Source organism: Gelidibacter salicanalis (assembly GCF_007997285.1).
Classification (GTDB): domain Bacteria; phylum Bacteroidota; class Bacteroidia; order Flavobacteriales; family Flavobacteriaceae; genus Gelidibacter; species Gelidibacter salicanalis.
In genome coordinates this window covers 103,085-118,227 of the sequence record NZ_VORX01000002.1, presented here as the reverse complement: position 1 = coordinate 118,227, position 15,143 = coordinate 103,085, and the positions used below count along the sequence as shown (strand labels likewise).

General features: G+C 37.5%; 16 protein-coding genes. 2 read left to right on the top strand and 14 right to left on the bottom strand.

The window, feature by feature from the left end; all coding sequences use genetic code 11:
• Positions 1-19: 19 nt before the first annotated feature.
• The 13 genes from ES711_RS03775 to ES711_RS03720 all read right to left on the bottom strand — a co-directional run bounded on the left by ES711_RS03775 (position 20) and on the right by ES711_RS03720 (position 12,438).
• Positions 20-361 carry a hypothetical protein gene (locus tag ES711_RS03775; RefSeq protein WP_146890224.1) on the bottom strand — a complete coding sequence of 114 codons (342 nt, stop codon included), beginning with the start codon at positions 359-361 and terminating at the stop codon, positions 20-22.
• Between the two features lie 34 nt (positions 362-395).
• The gene (locus ES711_RS03770; RefSeq protein ID WP_146890223.1) at positions 396-656 is read right to left on the bottom strand and encodes a hypothetical protein; all 261 of its coding nucleotides are present in this window, start codon (positions 654-656) and stop codon (positions 396-398) included.
• Positions 657-804: 148 nt separating this feature from the next.
• Positions 805-1,347, bottom strand: coding sequence for a hypothetical protein (locus tag ES711_RS03765; protein ID WP_146890220.1), 543 nt, complete (start codon positions 1,345-1,347; stop codon positions 805-807).
• Between the two features lie 137 nt (positions 1,348-1,484).
• Entirely contained in the window at positions 1,485-1,913 is a 429-nt protein-coding gene (locus ES711_RS03760; RefSeq protein WP_146890217.1) for a DUF3592 domain-containing protein, read from the bottom strand.
• A gap of 61 nt (positions 1,914-1,974) precedes the next feature.
• Complete coding sequence (locus ES711_RS16245) at positions 1,975-2,118, bottom strand: hypothetical protein (RefSeq protein WP_170245233.1); 144 nt, start codon at positions 2,116-2,118, stop codon at positions 1,975-1,977.
• 126 nt (positions 2,119-2,244) lie between these two features.
• Complete coding sequence (locus ES711_RS03755; RefSeq protein WP_146890215.1) at positions 2,245-2,538, bottom strand: hypothetical protein; 294 nt, start codon at positions 2,536-2,538, stop codon at positions 2,245-2,247.
• A 92-nt stretch (positions 2,539-2,630) separates the two neighbouring features.
• Positions 2,631-3,446 carry a DUF4412 domain-containing protein gene (locus ES711_RS03750; RefSeq protein WP_146890212.1) on the bottom strand — a complete coding sequence of 272 codons (816 nt, stop codon included), beginning with the start codon at positions 3,444-3,446 and terminating at the stop codon, positions 2,631-2,633.
• A 35-nt stretch (positions 3,447-3,481) separates the two neighbouring features.
• Complete coding sequence (locus tag ES711_RS03745; RefSeq protein WP_146890209.1) at positions 3,482-4,786, bottom strand: OmpA family protein; 1,305 nt, start codon at positions 4,784-4,786, stop codon at positions 3,482-3,484.
• 116 nt (positions 4,787-4,902) lie between these two features.
• Positions 4,903-8,880 carry a hybrid sensor histidine kinase/response regulator transcription factor gene (locus ES711_RS03740; protein ID WP_146890206.1) on the bottom strand — a complete coding sequence of 1,326 codons (3,978 nt, stop codon included), beginning with the start codon at positions 8,878-8,880 and terminating at the stop codon, positions 4,903-4,905.
• A 230-nt stretch (positions 8,881-9,110) separates the two neighbouring features.
• On the bottom strand, positions 9,111-9,860 hold the full coding sequence (locus tag ES711_RS03735) for a cyclase family protein (RefSeq protein ID WP_146890203.1): 750 nt from the start codon (positions 9,858-9,860) through the stop codon (positions 9,111-9,113).
• Complete coding sequence (hemW, locus tag ES711_RS03730; RefSeq protein ID WP_146890200.1) at positions 9,857-11,002, bottom strand: radical SAM family heme chaperone HemW; 1,146 nt, start codon at positions 11,000-11,002, stop codon at positions 9,857-9,859. Before hemW ends, ES711_RS03735 begins: the two co-directional genes overlap by 4 nt.
• A gap of 239 nt (positions 11,003-11,241) precedes the next feature.
• The gene (ruvC, locus tag ES711_RS03725) at positions 11,242-11,796 is read right to left on the bottom strand and encodes a crossover junction endodeoxyribonuclease RuvC (RefSeq protein WP_146890198.1); all 555 of its coding nucleotides are present in this window, start codon (positions 11,794-11,796) and stop codon (positions 11,242-11,244) included.
• A complete protein-coding gene (locus ES711_RS03720) occupies positions 11,797-12,438 on the bottom strand; it encodes an outer membrane beta-barrel protein (RefSeq protein ID WP_146890195.1) in 642 nt (213 codons plus the stop codon).
• Positions 12,439-12,465: 27 nt separating this feature from the next.
• On the opposite strand from ES711_RS03720, the gene ES711_RS03715 reads away from it, so the two are divergent.
• Together ES711_RS03715 and ES711_RS03710 are read left to right on the top strand one after the other, a co-directional pair.
• Positions 12,466-13,434 carry a hypothetical protein gene (locus tag ES711_RS03715; RefSeq protein ID WP_146890193.1) on the top strand — a complete coding sequence of 323 codons (969 nt, stop codon included), beginning with the start codon at positions 12,466-12,468 and terminating at the stop codon, positions 13,432-13,434.
• On the top strand, positions 13,431-14,564 hold the full coding sequence (locus ES711_RS03710) for a glycosyltransferase family 2 protein (protein WP_146890190.1): 1,134 nt from the start codon (positions 13,431-13,433) through the stop codon (positions 14,562-14,564). Before ES711_RS03715 ends, ES711_RS03710 begins: the two co-directional genes overlap by 4 nt.
• A 22-nt stretch (positions 14,565-14,586) precedes the next feature.
• Here ES711_RS03710 and ES711_RS03705 read toward each other — a convergent pair whose 3' ends face one another.
• Entirely contained in the window at positions 14,587-15,060 is a 474-nt protein-coding gene (locus ES711_RS03705; RefSeq protein WP_146890187.1) for a hypothetical protein, read from the bottom strand.
• Positions 15,061-15,143 lie beyond the last annotated feature (83 nt).

The following is a 15,143-nucleotide window of genomic DNA, read 5'->3' as shown; positions in this document are numbered from 1 at the left end:
ATCTTTTTTTTTTTAGTTATTATGTATTATATGCTTTAAAACCATTCAAATCATTACTATTTATGGAGTTCCACAGTTGCTCCACATCCATCGCTTTCCCTTCTAAGGTGACATAGAAACGATTGTCGTAAAGAAACCTAAGTTCAGCTTGATAATCGGCTTTAGTATCAGCATCGCGATCTGTCCCAAAGGTTAATATGCCTTTGCGCTCTTTTTTAGAATAGCGAATAGTATTGTTCATTTCTGACTTTATCGTATTGAGATGCAACATTTTTAGTGGAATTATCGCGCCGGTGGCTTTTTCGTCTGCAGCATCTAAAACCTCCTTCCTTACAGTCCCATCCCCAAAAGTTCCAGCCACAAGTTGCCTTCCAATAATTTTAGGTCCATCGCTATCATCGCCATTCGTACCAATACTTAGCTTTTTTATTTGTTTTCGGAAATGCCTCTAGTAATTGTTTTTCAGTTAATGGTGTTTTAGCCCTTAAATCCACCAACAATACATCATAGGTCTCATTAATATGATCATTCTTACCGGTGACTTCGTTCATAACCCCTTCCACTATTCTAGCATTTTTAGAGGATGAGGATTCTGGAGAGTCCTTGCAAGAGGCTAAAAGCAATATTGCAAGCGTTAGGTTTATTAAATTTTTCATGATTTTTTATTTTAGAAACTTAGTTTGCTCATTTAGAATGCTTAATGACTTGACAGTTGTTATAGCGATTGATATTAGATTTTATGAGATAATATCCACCAAGGGAGAAGGTCATACCTTATAATCTGTTTACGAATGCTACACAGCACTACAATTTTTCACTTATCATTAGTTTTGCCAATGCAATTGTTTTTTCTTTATTCACGGCTTCATCATTAGACATATCGACCTGTAATGTGAATGAAACGCCATGATAATACACCTCTAGAAGCTGCTTTTTGGAATTCCAATACGCGTTGTCACCCACGCCGTTAACTTCCACTAATTCTGGATGCGCTTTGAGATCTATAAAATTTAAGAAAGATTCCATATCCGCTTCATCATCCACCCACTTTATCTGAACAAGATCAGTCGCTGTCATTTTAGTATTTTTCCTGTTTGGCGTAGAGGCTTCCCTATGTCTTTCTCTGCCATTCTCCCAATAATATCGTAGCATTTCACCAAGCATGCCTTTCATGGTGTGCATCTTTTGTGCTTGTTCAGGATCGAAACTGGTAATTTGAGATGCCAATTCCAGTGTCAATAAATCATTGTAATCTCCGCTAAACGGAACATTACTATCAGCCTCAATTGCGTTATTTTTTAGGCCAATTTCAGTCGATTGTCCATTTCCTTTGCAAGAAAAAAGCACAATTCAAATTGATAAAAACAGAAGATTTTTCATAAAACATGCTTTTAGTTTGTTGTGTTGTAAATCGAGAATCGTGTTTAGTCCATTTTATATAGTACCTACGGCTTGAAAGTTCTATCGCTCCATTCATTAAAGAATTACTGAAATACAGCTACCCAACCTCCCACAAATAGTACACTCAACATTAAAATAGCAAAAACAAGATCATCTTTTCTTCCTGGCTCTAAAACCGCTTGATTTGGTTTATTGGGATTATAAAAAACATCTACAATTTGATTTAAAGTATATCTCTTTTCAAATTCCCTAGCATTTTTGTGCTTTGGCGAATTGGTATTTGTATAGCAGATGTTTGTACTTTTATAAGTAGCTCTATTTACCGTATATTCATACAACAACCTGTGTTTGACCCCAAAATCCGACACTTCTTTAATCGTGCCACTGATTTTTGGCCATTGTTTGGAAATTGTTGTGAAGTATAAATTGCGCACAGACTTTATCAAAAAGGGGGTTGCCACCAGCAAAGCCAATATCCCCGAAATTTGAATTTGTGTTAAGCTGGTAAACATGATATCTTATTTGGTTATTACCCTATGAAGTGTCGTCTTCAATCAATTTAATCTTATCGTTTTATTTATAAATTTCTAACTGTTCTAAATTTCCTGATTTTGCATACTTCCATAAGGTTGCTACATTGGCGGCACCTTCTATGTCAATTCTAAACCGGTTGTTATATACAAACCCAATGTTATTACGTTTAATTTTAGGCTGCATAAAAGCAATGGTTTTATAACCGTCACGTTCCTCATAAATATACGCCGTGCCTTTTGGACCATAATCTTTAATCTTGTAAGAATCGTGAAAGTTTCTGATTCTAGCCGAACCTTTTCTATTCCCATCTTATAAACTATAGGTCATACTAGCGTTATAATTGTTATCTATTACATACATCGCACTGGCCAGGGACACGGATACATCTATCAATTTATAATCATCAATTTGGTTCGGAAAAAAATCTATGAACTGCTCTTTAGTTAACTTTGTTTCAGAAGCCTCGCTATCGGAAGTATTTATAGTCGACTTATTGGACGCAACGGCAGCTTTATGAGATGCAATGGATTCAGGAATCACAGTTTTATTTTCTTGACAAGACACGATAACTAAAAACATCAGAATTTTTATATGGTGTTTCATGATTTTGATTTTTTACAAAATTTCGAGCTAAGGAAGTTTATCATTTAGCTACAATCACAGGGCCTCAGAAATTGCAAAGAGGATGACTTTTGTTACATAAATTTATAGTCTGACTTATGGATGCTGAATTTCACTTCTTCCAATCCAATACACTCCATAGTAGCACTGTTCTTTTTGCTTTTCAGGTCAGTCATATCCATGGATATCATGAGCACCTTGTCATTGGGATCAAAATAATCTTTGAGCTGTATAGGAATTTTAGCATTACTATTTCTGTAGATATCGTCAAAACTCACCTCTGCCTCATTCGTAAAATACATGACCATTTCATATTCAGAACTTGTCGCTTTTACGCCTTTACAATGGAATCCGTTGACGGTTTTATCAGGCAGGGATTCATAAGAGAATTCCGCCGATATATCCTTGACATCCTCCAAATCAATAACGTCAGGCATTTGGGTTACCATGCCTATATTATTATTGTTGTCAGACTTCATATACATAGCAGTAATTTTCTTTGTATTATCCATCACGGTAAATATATCTGTCATCATTGCTGAAGTGAATCCGAAATAACTTGCCCCAGGTTTCAGAAAATAATCAAAAACGATTTCTCCATCTTTGGTACTCATTTTTAGAGAATATTTCCATGTAAAATCATAGGTATCTGCAACCAACGATGGATCTCCCTTCTTTCCACCGCCAAGACCGCCCAAAGGATTGCCTTCAAAAACCTTATCCATTGATTTTGTTGCTTTTTCTGCAGCTTTATTGGCCGTTTTCTCAATGACCGCATTTTCGACTTTTTGTTCTACTCGCTTCTTGAGTTTTTTCAGAAATTGAGCTTCTGCAGATTGAAACATTAACAAAAAAACGACGATTGTGGTGTATACATATTTAGCTTTCATAATTTCTAGTTTTTAAAATTTCTTATTTTTGTACTTTAAATTTTGACAAATTCCACCCTTCTATTATTTGCCTTTCCATTTTCAGTAGCATTATCTGCTAGCGGGTCAGATTCACCTTTCCCAGTGAACTGCAAGCGTACTTCCGCAATTCCGAATTCGTTGACCAGGATATCTCTCATGGCTGCTGCTCTTTGTTCTGAAAGGGTTTGATTGTAGGCTTCATCTCCCTGATTGTCCGTATGCCCCACGATTTTTAAGCTGACCTCAGAATTGTCGCGAAGTATAGTAGCGATATCTGACAGTAAACCGTAGGATTGTCTTTTAACCTTAGCGGCCGCCGTATCAAAATAAATGCCTGTGGTGCTAAACTTTCCGTCCTTTAAAAGTTGCGAGCGTAAATCGTTAGTAGACTCAGCGATCCTAAAATTGGAAATTCCCACAAAATGTCCTTGCTCAGGTAAAACATCCATTGCTTCAACAATAAAATATTTGCCAATGTTGGCCTGAATCAAATTGGGAGAATCCACCAACTTTTCTTGATTTACCCACATCCGCAATCGCTTCTTATTAACCGCCATAGATATATGTACCGTGTTATTTAAATATTCTGGAAATTCTCTATCGATACTATTCGCCACTCTCACCGCAACTTCACCACCAAAATTTGAAACATTTCTCACATTAAAACCGTTGCGGGATAATAAGAGTTCCACGTCCGCTAAGGTCCCGCCACTGCCTCCGGCGTAAGATTTTTTGCTAATGAATAGAAATGCGAGCTTACTGCTTTTACTATCTTTAGTGTAGCCATTGGTAATCAAATCAAACTCTATCGTGTAATTTTCAGGAAGCGTTTGTTCCATACTCGGTAAATAGCCAGACCGTCTTACGATGGACAGCCATTTATTTTCAGAGCCACTAATTTTTACAACCTCCCCCGAGCCTCCAGTTTCCCAATGTGCGGGAAAATCGCCAATGGCATCCTTCTCAAAATCGTCATAAAATATCAGCTTATTTCCCGGAATAAATGTGAACTTGCTATATACTCCAAATTCTTGTTTTACACTAGACGGTTTTAGAGCGTCCGCAGCCGTGCCGCTTTTTCCTTTATCATAACTTCGGTTAGAAGATGCATTGTTGTCCATTTTACGAGTTGCATCCACATAAATGGAATCCGAAGTTTGAGAGGTTTCCGCTCCAGTTTTTTGTACTGTGGGTATCTGATCTAATAGGAGCTCAACTTTTTTTTGACATGAGCTTGCGCAGATTGATATACTAACAACAAAATGACTAATGATTTGATGACATATTTGGTTTTCATAACGCCTAATTTTACAATTCATATCACACTGTGTATCAGTGCTAAAACAAAATTAAGGTTGTAATTATAGAATGGATAGGTAATATGTAACAAGTTGTAGAACTATTGTAACATGGCCACTAAAATGAGAGCAGAATGCTATTGGTGCTGGTATTCCTGAGGTGTTTTACCATACGTTTCTTTAAAACATTTAATGAAGTAAGAAGGCGTACTGAAACCCACCATATAGGCCACTTCATTAATGGTATATTGGGAAGATTGTAATATAGCCGCTGCTTGTTTTAAGCGTTGCGATCGTATAAAATTAGATGTAGAAAGTCCCGTAAAGGCTAACATTTTCCGATGCAATTGCATTCTGCTCATCCCCACATATTTGCTAAACGATTCCGCATTAAATTCAGGGTCATTTAAATGTTGGTCTAAAACCAACTGTACTTTCTGTAAAAAAACCTCATCGGCTGACGTTACGGCAATTTCTTTTGGCCTGAATTGATCATTTTGCTGGTAGCGTTTGTGTCGTATATTTCTATTTTCAATAATATTATAGACTTTAATTTGGAATGCTTGCGGATTAAAGGGTTTGGTGATATAATCGTCAGCCCCTGTGTTTAAGCCTAATATTTCGTCAGATTCTTCAATTTTTCCTGTGAGTAGAATAATGGGAATATGGGAAGTTTTTTCGTCCTGTTTTAAAGTTTTACACAATTCATAACCATTGGTTACGGGCATCATCACGTCTGAAATGATGATGTCAGGGATGACTTTCAGGGCTTTTGTTATGCCATCCAATCCGTTTTTGGCCTCAATCACTTTAAAGTCTTGTACTAATAATGATTTAATAAATGTTCTGATGTCCCGATGATCATCTACAATTAAAGCAATTGGTTTTGAGCCATTGTCAGTGCTAGCCTCCTCTATTTCTATAGCTGGAATTTCAGCTTTATAAGAAGTTGAAGTATCAATTTCTGCTTCTAAAAATGCACTTCGCACAATTGGCAGCTTCACCACAAACTTCATTTTAGTAGTGCCTAAATATGACGCCTCAATGATACCATGAGATAAGGTAATGAGCTCTTTCACCAAAGAGAGACCTATCCCTGACCCTTCTGAAGTATCATTAATTTGGTAAAATCGGTTGAATATTTTCGATATGTTTTCTTCAACAATGCCGTCAATCGCGTTAATGAAGGTCATATGCACCTTCTTAGAATCTTCAATTTCAACTTTAAAAGAAATGTTTCCACCTTTGGACGTGTATTTAATAGCATTGGAAAACAGATTATTCACAATTTTCTCCACAATCTCCGGATCAAACCAAGCGTCGCCAATATCAGGTATGGAGGCTGTGAGTTGTAAATCATGTTGCTCAGCTAAAAACTCAAAGGATTCCGTAAGTAATTTTAAATGTAAACCTAAATCTTTTTGCTTCACTTTCAATCGCAGATTGCCGGATTCCAATTTCGATAATTCTAAAAGCTGATCCACTAAATTCAAGAGCTGATTGGTGTTGCGCTCCACTAATTGCAAATCATTTTTTGAGGCTGGGTTTAACTCACTGTTCAGCAATTGCTTTTTAACCGGTGCTGAAATCAGAGTCAAAGGCGATCTAAATTCATGGGCTAAATTGGTATAAAGTTTCGTTTTATATTCATCTAATCGCTTTAACCGCACAGACTCCTCCTTCTCATGTTTTAAGTCTAAAGTCATTTTCCAACGCCATTTAAAATAATAGTAAGTTAATACTACCAACCCCATAGTAAATAAAGCGTAAAACACAAACATCCAGTTGCTCAAATACCAAGGTCTTAAAATTGTAAAGGAAAAACTTTCAGGAGTTTCATTCCATACGCCATCATAATTGCTCGATTTTACCAAAAATGTATAATTTCCTGAAGGCAAATTCGTGTATCTGACACTATTAGCGTTTTTAGAATCTATCCAAGCCTCGTCATGGTTTTCTAATTTATAGGTATAATTGTGCTTTTTTGGAAGAGAAAACTGTAAACTCGAAAAAATAAAACTTACCGTATTCTGTTTGTAATTTAATCTTGTATTTTTTACCAAAGGGAATGGTTTATTATAAACCTCAAATCCGGTAATCACCGTTTTCGGGATCACCTCGTTCTTTAATATATCTGCGGGATTAAACCAATAATAGCCTTCCAATCCTCCAAAATAGAGGGTATTATCAGTTGCTTTAAAATAGGCACCTGTATTAAATTCAGTGGCCAAACCATCATAATTGTCATAGTTTACGATTTCCGGAGCCTTATTAACATCTTTTGGTGGCACAATCATGCTGATCCCTCGATTAGAGCTGAGCCACAAATTATGCGCTGCATCCGGGAGGATAGCATAAATGACATTATTTGGCAAGCCGTCTGTGCTGGTATAGTTCTTAAATGTTTTATTTTTAAAATCGAACCGCAATAAACCATCACCATTTGTACCTACCCATAATAGATTTTGCCCATCAAAGTAGAGTGATTTTATTTTGTTAAACCCACTCTTATCGGTAACTTTAAATTCCTTTAAAACATTGGTAATCTTGTCAGTTTTGGTATCTAGGGCATACAACCCATTCTCTTCCGTGCCTATAAAAAGTTGATCTTTCTCGCCTTGGATGGTGATTCTAATCGTATTGGTTGGCAAGCCATTTGAAATGCCAAATTGCTTTAAAACACCTAGATTTTTATCAAATAATATAAGTCCGTGATCTCGGGTTGAAAGCCAAATATGTTGTGCATCATCCTTAACAATACTCCAAATGGTTTCTGAGGGCATTTGAATTTTAGAATTTTTGTGATAGTGTTGCAGTTGCCCATTAGGTTCCAAAATATTTAAGCCTCCATCCTGTGTCCCAATCCACAGCGCTTCATCATCATCCAAAAATAAACTGACAATCCTATTACTGGTCAATCCATTTTTGGATGCAGTATAGGTTTTCCAGGCATTTGTTTTGGGCGTGTATCGGGATAATCCTTTTCCACTGGTACCGATCCAAACGTTATTTTCCGCATCAACTGTTATTGCCCTAACCAAGTCAATATTGATACCCTCTGGCGTTTGACTGTTGTTAGTGTAATTAAATTTTTCGAGATATTCATCGTAAAAGCTAACGCCGGCTCCATCGGTCCCAAACCAAAGTGTCCCTGTATAATCTTCATAAATGCACAATATATCATTGTAATGAATGGCCCTCGGATTGTGTTTTCGCACCTGATAATGTAGAATTTCATTAGTGCTTAATCTGATTTTATAAAGACCATCCCCAAAAGTGCCCACCCACAATCGGTTTTTTTTATCCAAATGCATCGCCAAAATATTTAAATCATTAGGCAGTGCAGCCAACTCAGATTCAGGGAAAATTGCACGTTTAAAAGTGTTTTCATGAGGGTGCTTAAGCCACAACCCGTTACCGTAAGTTCCTAGCCAAAGCGTCCCTTGAGCATCACTAATGAGTTTGCTATAATTAACGGTTGACTGGAGATTATTATCTGGATAAAATGTTGATCTATTATCGGAAGAATCAATGCTCATAATTTTCCCGAGACTCGACACCCAAATGGTTCCATCAACATCCTCGGTGATAGAAAAAACCGTCTTGATCCTCTCGGCAGAAAGCACCAATTGTGTAGTGCTTTCGCCTTTTCTGTACAGGCCAGATTCATAAGTGCCAAACCAATAGCTGTTTTTGCTATCCTGAAAGACGACACTCACATCTTCCAAATCAGTAAAGGGCATAAAACGCTGCTCCTGACGATTATAAATCTGAGGTTTTTTGGAAATAGGAATGCTAATAATATTACCTCTTCTATCCGTATATACTTGCCCTAAATAACTATAATTAGGTCGGGTAATATCTACAAAAAGCGATTTATAAACATCAAATTTATTACCGTCAAACTTATTGAGACCATCCTGTGTTGCTAACCACAAATAGCCAATACTGTCTTGCGTAACCGAGATCACACTATTTTGAGAAAGACCATCATTAACTGATAGTTGCCTAAATGAAACGTGAGATTGGCCAAATACCTGAACTACACTAAAAGCGCATACCATAACATAAGCACAAAACGTATGGAACCTTTTTATATGTAATGGCGTATTCATTTGATGTGATTCACACCAGTTTGCATAAAGTATTAGCCTATCAATACTAATTTAGTCAACAAAATTTAAGCGATTAAAGCAATATAGAATCAAGCTATCCTCATAGAAACGAGTCGGTTAACATATAAATATACTATAAAATAAAATTACATGTAAGGGAGACTGTTTTAAATCACGTCGGATTACTTACGAAATGAGTCTCGATGAACTTTGAAGATTGACAATTCAACTTACCCTATAACTTCATAAAGTATCGGCTTACTAGGTGTTGCATCATTCTCAAATGGTGCAATTTGTAGATTTAACATATAACTACCATCCTTTATCTTATTCTTTACATAGATGAACTCGGTTATAGTACAGTGCATACGACGTTCGCCATCATAATCCCAAAAGGCTTTGTGCGCGAGTAATTTTCCACCATCGTGCTCGCGGTCTACACTTGGTAAATCTATCAACACATGCTGAACACCTAATTCTCTGAGGAACACCATCGCTTCTTCCGTTAGGTAAGTCCAATTGCTTTCAGAATACTGCCTGCTTCTTTTGTCTTTGGTATTTGGCAGGGTGCGGATGACCAATGCTTCAGGAGTTTGCCCTTTCAACAACGATTCAATTTGTTTTTTAGAGATGACCGTATCCTTAAAATAATTTTCAGGAGCTACAGATATCAATTCCGCCGTAAAGATAAACTGCTTTAAATTGTTATTGATGGAGTGGAATTCTTCGGTGATGTGTCCAATGCACTCTGTGTGCGTGCCGTGTGCGTGCGGATTAAAGTAAATATTATTAAAATTGACATCAGCCCCCGATTTGACGCTTCCAATCCAATCTTCATTTTTTACCGGTTCAATCGTAGGCGGCCCAATATACCACGCATTGACGTTGTCCTTTTCCGCGCGCAGCGGAATGGAAATATCGAGTGGTTGTGACAGGTCTATCTGGAATGTTTTGGAATGGTGGGTAATGGTTGTTTTCAAGATGCATTAATTTTAAATAGATCAGAGGCAATACCGTCACTCAGGAATTTACCCTTGGTGGTGACCAGTAATTTGTCATCCTCAAGATACAATAAATGTTCAAGAATATGTTTTTGTGACTGCTCCAAAAGGTATTTTTTGTAGCCCAGTCCAAAATCAGTTTCCACTTTTTCTAATGAAACGCCCCAAATGGTCCGTAAGCCCGTCATCACATACTCGTTGTACTTGTCAGTTGTGGAGAGGGTTTCTGTCTCAATAGGCACAACGTTTTGCTCTAATGCATTGATGTATTTCGTATTGTTCCGAACATTCCAACCACGGTGTTCGCCATCAAAAGAATGTGCTGAAGGACCAATGCCTAAATAACGTTTTCCTTGCCAGTACGCCGAATTGTTTCTACTGAAATATCCCGGCTTTCCAAAATTAGAAAGTTCATAATGTATAAATCCCGCCGCTTCTAATTTTTCAATTAGAATATGGAATTGCTCTTGCGCCAAATCATCATCAACGTTTTTTATAAGGCCTTTTTTAATGAAGGTATCCAAAGCCGTTTTAGGTTCTACCGTTAAGGCATAACTAGAGATGTGCGGAATATTAAATGCCAATGCAGTTTCTATATTCTGAAGCCATCGTTTACTAGTCATTCCGGGAATTCCGTAGATTAAATCGATGGAAATATTATCAAAATACTGAGTCGCTTCTTCTAAACATATTTTCGCTTCTTCTGAATTATGCGCGCGATTCATTAATTTTAAATCTTCTTCAAAAAAAGATTGAATGCCGATGGAGAGACGGTTGATGCCGATACTTTTATAAGCCTTAAATATAGATTTGGAAGAATCATCTAATAAATCGTCCGGATTGGCTTCCAGGGTTATTTCAGGATTTGCGGCAACTATGTAATGCTTATACACTTCTTCAATCAACAATCTTAACTCTTCAATCGACAATAACGAAGGGGTTCCACCACCAAAATAAATGGTTTGGATGACCTGATGTTTAAATTCGCCTTTGCGCAATTCCAATTCTTTAACCAGAGCACTGACTAAAAGGTCCTTTTTCTTCAAAGAGGTCGAAAAATGAAAATCGCAGTAGTGACAGGCTTGTTTGCAAAAAGGGATATGAATGTAAATTCCGGACATTTAATTTGAATAACGAATAACGAATAACGAATAACGAATAACGAATAACGAATAACGAATAACGAATAACGAATAACGAATAACGAATAACGAATAACGAATAACGAATAACGAATAACGAATAACGAATAACGAAAATAAAAAATGAACTCAGAACAACCTCTTAAACGCTCTCAAAGTTTTAAAAACATATCAACCTAAAACCTGAAACAACAGAAACCTGAAACAACAGAAACCGCCTATTTCTTAACCCTACTTTCATTCTGTTTCACAAACGCGTCCCAACCGGTATAATTTTTCCCGATTTCCACACGACCTTCGTTGTAATGGTGACAAACCGCTGCCGCCAATCCGTCAGTAGCATCAAGATTTTTAGGCAATGTTTTTAATCCGAGGGCACTTTGCAACATTTTGGCAACCTGTTCTTTACTCGCATTTCCGCTGCCGGTAATGGCCATTTTTATCTTTTTTGGAGAATATTCGGTGATGGGGATTTCCCGACTTAAGCCAGCGGCCATCGCCACACCTTGCGCCCGGCCGAGTTTCAGCATGCTTTGTACATTTTTACCAAAAAAGGGCGCTTCAATGGCAATTTCATCGGGATGGTGGGTGTCAATGAGCTCGATGGTACGCTCAAAAATCAGTTTTAACTTTAAATAATGATCGTCGTATTTTTTGAGGTCGAGCTCATTCATCTGAAGGAATGACATGGATTTACCTACCACTTTTATCAGTCCGAAACCCATAATAGTGGTTCCTGGATCTATCCCTAAAATAATTCGTTCTTTAGTCATCTAATAACAATAGTTGCATCCGCTCAAAGATACGGATACCCCGATGGCCACATACATTAAATCGCCATTAAATGAATAGCCATCTACAGCGGGCCTGTATTTATCTTTTCCAGAAAGCGAGAGCGCATAAGAGCCATCTACAAATACCGACAATGTTTCTGACACTCTGTAATGCAATTCCAATCCGCCCAAGACATTTGGATAAGTATAAGTATTATTGGTATCAGCGCCTAAAGGTGTGGTCATACTGATTCCCGGACCCGCATGACCTACCGCACCTATGGGAGCTGGTAAAAAGTTGAGGATGTCTTTAAAATCATAAACGAGTTGTGCGTTGATGCGGGTGTAATTCAATTTAAATTCTTTAGATCTATCCGCCGACTTCGATCTGTTGTAGCCTAAATCAAGCTTTGCCCCTAAATTGTTTGAAAACATGTGTTGTACGCCCAAATTAATTGTGGGAAAATTGACATATTCTGAAAAATAGCCATCACGATCATCAACATCAATAGGATTATTAAGTCCTAAACTGGCCTGAAGTTTCCATCTTTCCTCAGCCCTCTGTGCTGTACTCAAACTGGTGGTCAACAGGGTTAACGCTAAGACCCAAATTAAGTTTTGTGTTTTAAAATAAGTTGCCATAAGCTAAATATCGTTTAATTTGTAGCCATGTTAACGGCTATCTCCTACAAATCTAAGCAATTCTCACTTCTACTTTTAAAAATAGGAATAGTTGTTGGCGCATTTTATCTTATATACCATAAAATATTTCATAACTCAGCCTTCAGTTTTTCTGCATTTTATCGAATTATCTCTAATTCCACCTCATTATCACTCATTTCTGTAATTTTCTTGTTGCTTTTAAGTTATTTCAATTGGTATTTTGAGATTTTAAAATGGCAAACCTTAGTAACTGCGGTCTCTAAAATCTCCTTTAAAAAAGCAAAGGCTCAAAGTTTAGGGGCACTTACCGCCTCCTTATGGACGCCTAACCGCATCGGAGAATACGGTGCCAAGGCCATGTATTACCCAACTTCTCTTCGCAGCCAAATTATGTTGCTCAATTTGGTGGGAAACGCAGCACAAATGTTAGTAACATCAGTATTTGGCGGCCTTGGTCTTATTTACTTTAGCTTAAATTTTCGACCAATTTTTAAGTATGAGAGCATGGCAATTGCGGGGCTGGGAATGTTAGTCACAGGTGTTCTGATTGTATGGATCATGAATGCCAACCTCTTCAGAAAGTACTTTCAATCATTTCAAAGACTGGTCAATTTTATAACCAATATTCCCAAAAAAACAATGGTAAAGTCATGTACTTTTTCGGTAGCGCGATATCTTATTTTTTCACATCAATTTTATTTGTTACTCGTTCTTATTGGGAGTGAACTGGCTTATTTGGAAACTATGTCCGCCATCTCCACAATGTATCTATTGGCTTCTATCGTGCCTTCCATATTTCTTTTTGATGTGGTGGTTAAAGGGGGTATTGCCATCACCATTTTTGGGATGTTGGGCATTTCCCAACCTGTAGTATTAACTGTGGTAACCGCAATGTGGATTCTAAATGTGGTGTTACCGAGTTTGATAGGCAGTTACCATGTGCTTCAATTTAAATTACCAAAGAGCGAAGCATGATGATCATTAGTCTCATAATTACCGCGTTGTATGTTTTGCTGATTGGAAGTTTCTGCTGGGGTTTTGAACGTGTAGAAACTAACGTTTTGCCTCGTGAAATTCCAAAAACGCGTTTTACCATCGTTATTCCGTTTCGAAATGAAGCACTGCAACTGCCCGCTTTATTATCGTCTATTTTGAAATTGAATTATCCTAAATCGCTCTTTGAAGTGATACTTGTGGATGACCATTCTGAAGATACTTCTCTAGCCCTTATTAAGCAATTATTAAAATCGGACGAGGTCAGCACAGCACATATTAGGGTAATTACTACGGTACGCCGTACAAAATCGCCCAAAAAAGATGCGATTACTTTGGCCATTTCGCAGGCATCCAATGAATGGATTGTAACCACCGACGCCGACAGTGTGCTCCCCATTTTCTGGTTGGACAGTTTTGATGCCTACATCCAAAACCAACACCCGAGAATGATTGTGGCGCCTTTAACCTATCATAATCCAAAAGGATTTCTAGAAAATTTTCAATTATTGGATGTATTAGGTTTGCAAGGGGCCACCATTGGAGGCTTTGGCATACAAAAACCCTTTTTATGTAATGGTGCCAATTTAGCCTATACCCAACACCTTTTTAATTCGGTTAATGGCTTTGAAGGCAATTCTGATGTGGCGAGTGGCGATGATGTGTTTCTTTTGGAAAAGGCAACCACACACTTCCCGGAATACGTCCATTATTTAAAAAATCCCTCCACGGTGGTGACGACCTCAGCACTAAGTTCCGTGTCCGAGTTAATTCATCAAAGAGTACGTTGGGCGGCCAAGGCGACGACTTACAATACAAGAATTGGCAAAATTGTGGGGAGTATTGTGTTTGCACAAAATGCACTACTCATCGTTGGGCTGTGCTTGGTTCTGATTGGTGAATTCAAATTGGAAGTACTCGTCGCGATTTTTCTGGTGAAAGCCTGTATCGATGGACTGCTCATTTATAAAGCGGCCGCATTTTTTGATCAAAAAAAGCAACTCAAATATTATGCAGTAGCCGCTTTCTGCTATCCGTTATTTAGCGTGTATGTAGTCATTATTGCGGTATTTAAAGGTTATCAGTGGAAGGATAGAGCCTATCGTCAATAGATACTTAACATTATAACATTGGCTAATTGATATTTACAATAACCGGCAAACTAAATTCGGTAGCCACTTGTTGACTCCGTTTGATGGCTGGATAAATTTTAGGAAGCGAATCAAAACTATGTCTTAAAATACTATCCAATTGCGGAATCTGTGCTTGCGTCATCGAATCCATATCTATAGTTTTGATGGAAAACTGACCTTTTTTATCGATGTGAATTTTTAATACCACAGTATCTGAAACATCGTCAGTCACAACAATCTTCTGATTGCTTAAGTGTGAGGCCAACACATTGTGCAGATAGCCTTCAAAGCAGGCTTTCTTTTCTTGCGTAGTGTTTGCGCTATTACAATCAGAAAAGGTGGGATAGTCATCTACATCATTCCAATTGATGGCTTGCATCTCTTCTTCAAGAAGTTGTTCTGTCGACACCTTTTTAGATTGAAAAGAATCACAAGACGTCAGTAGGATAAGGAAAACAAGTAAAAATGGCTTCATTTAATGATGTTACTGAAGCTGAAAAATACAATATTTTTAGTGAATTTATTCACTTCGGCGGGTTGTGTTATACATTTTCTAGC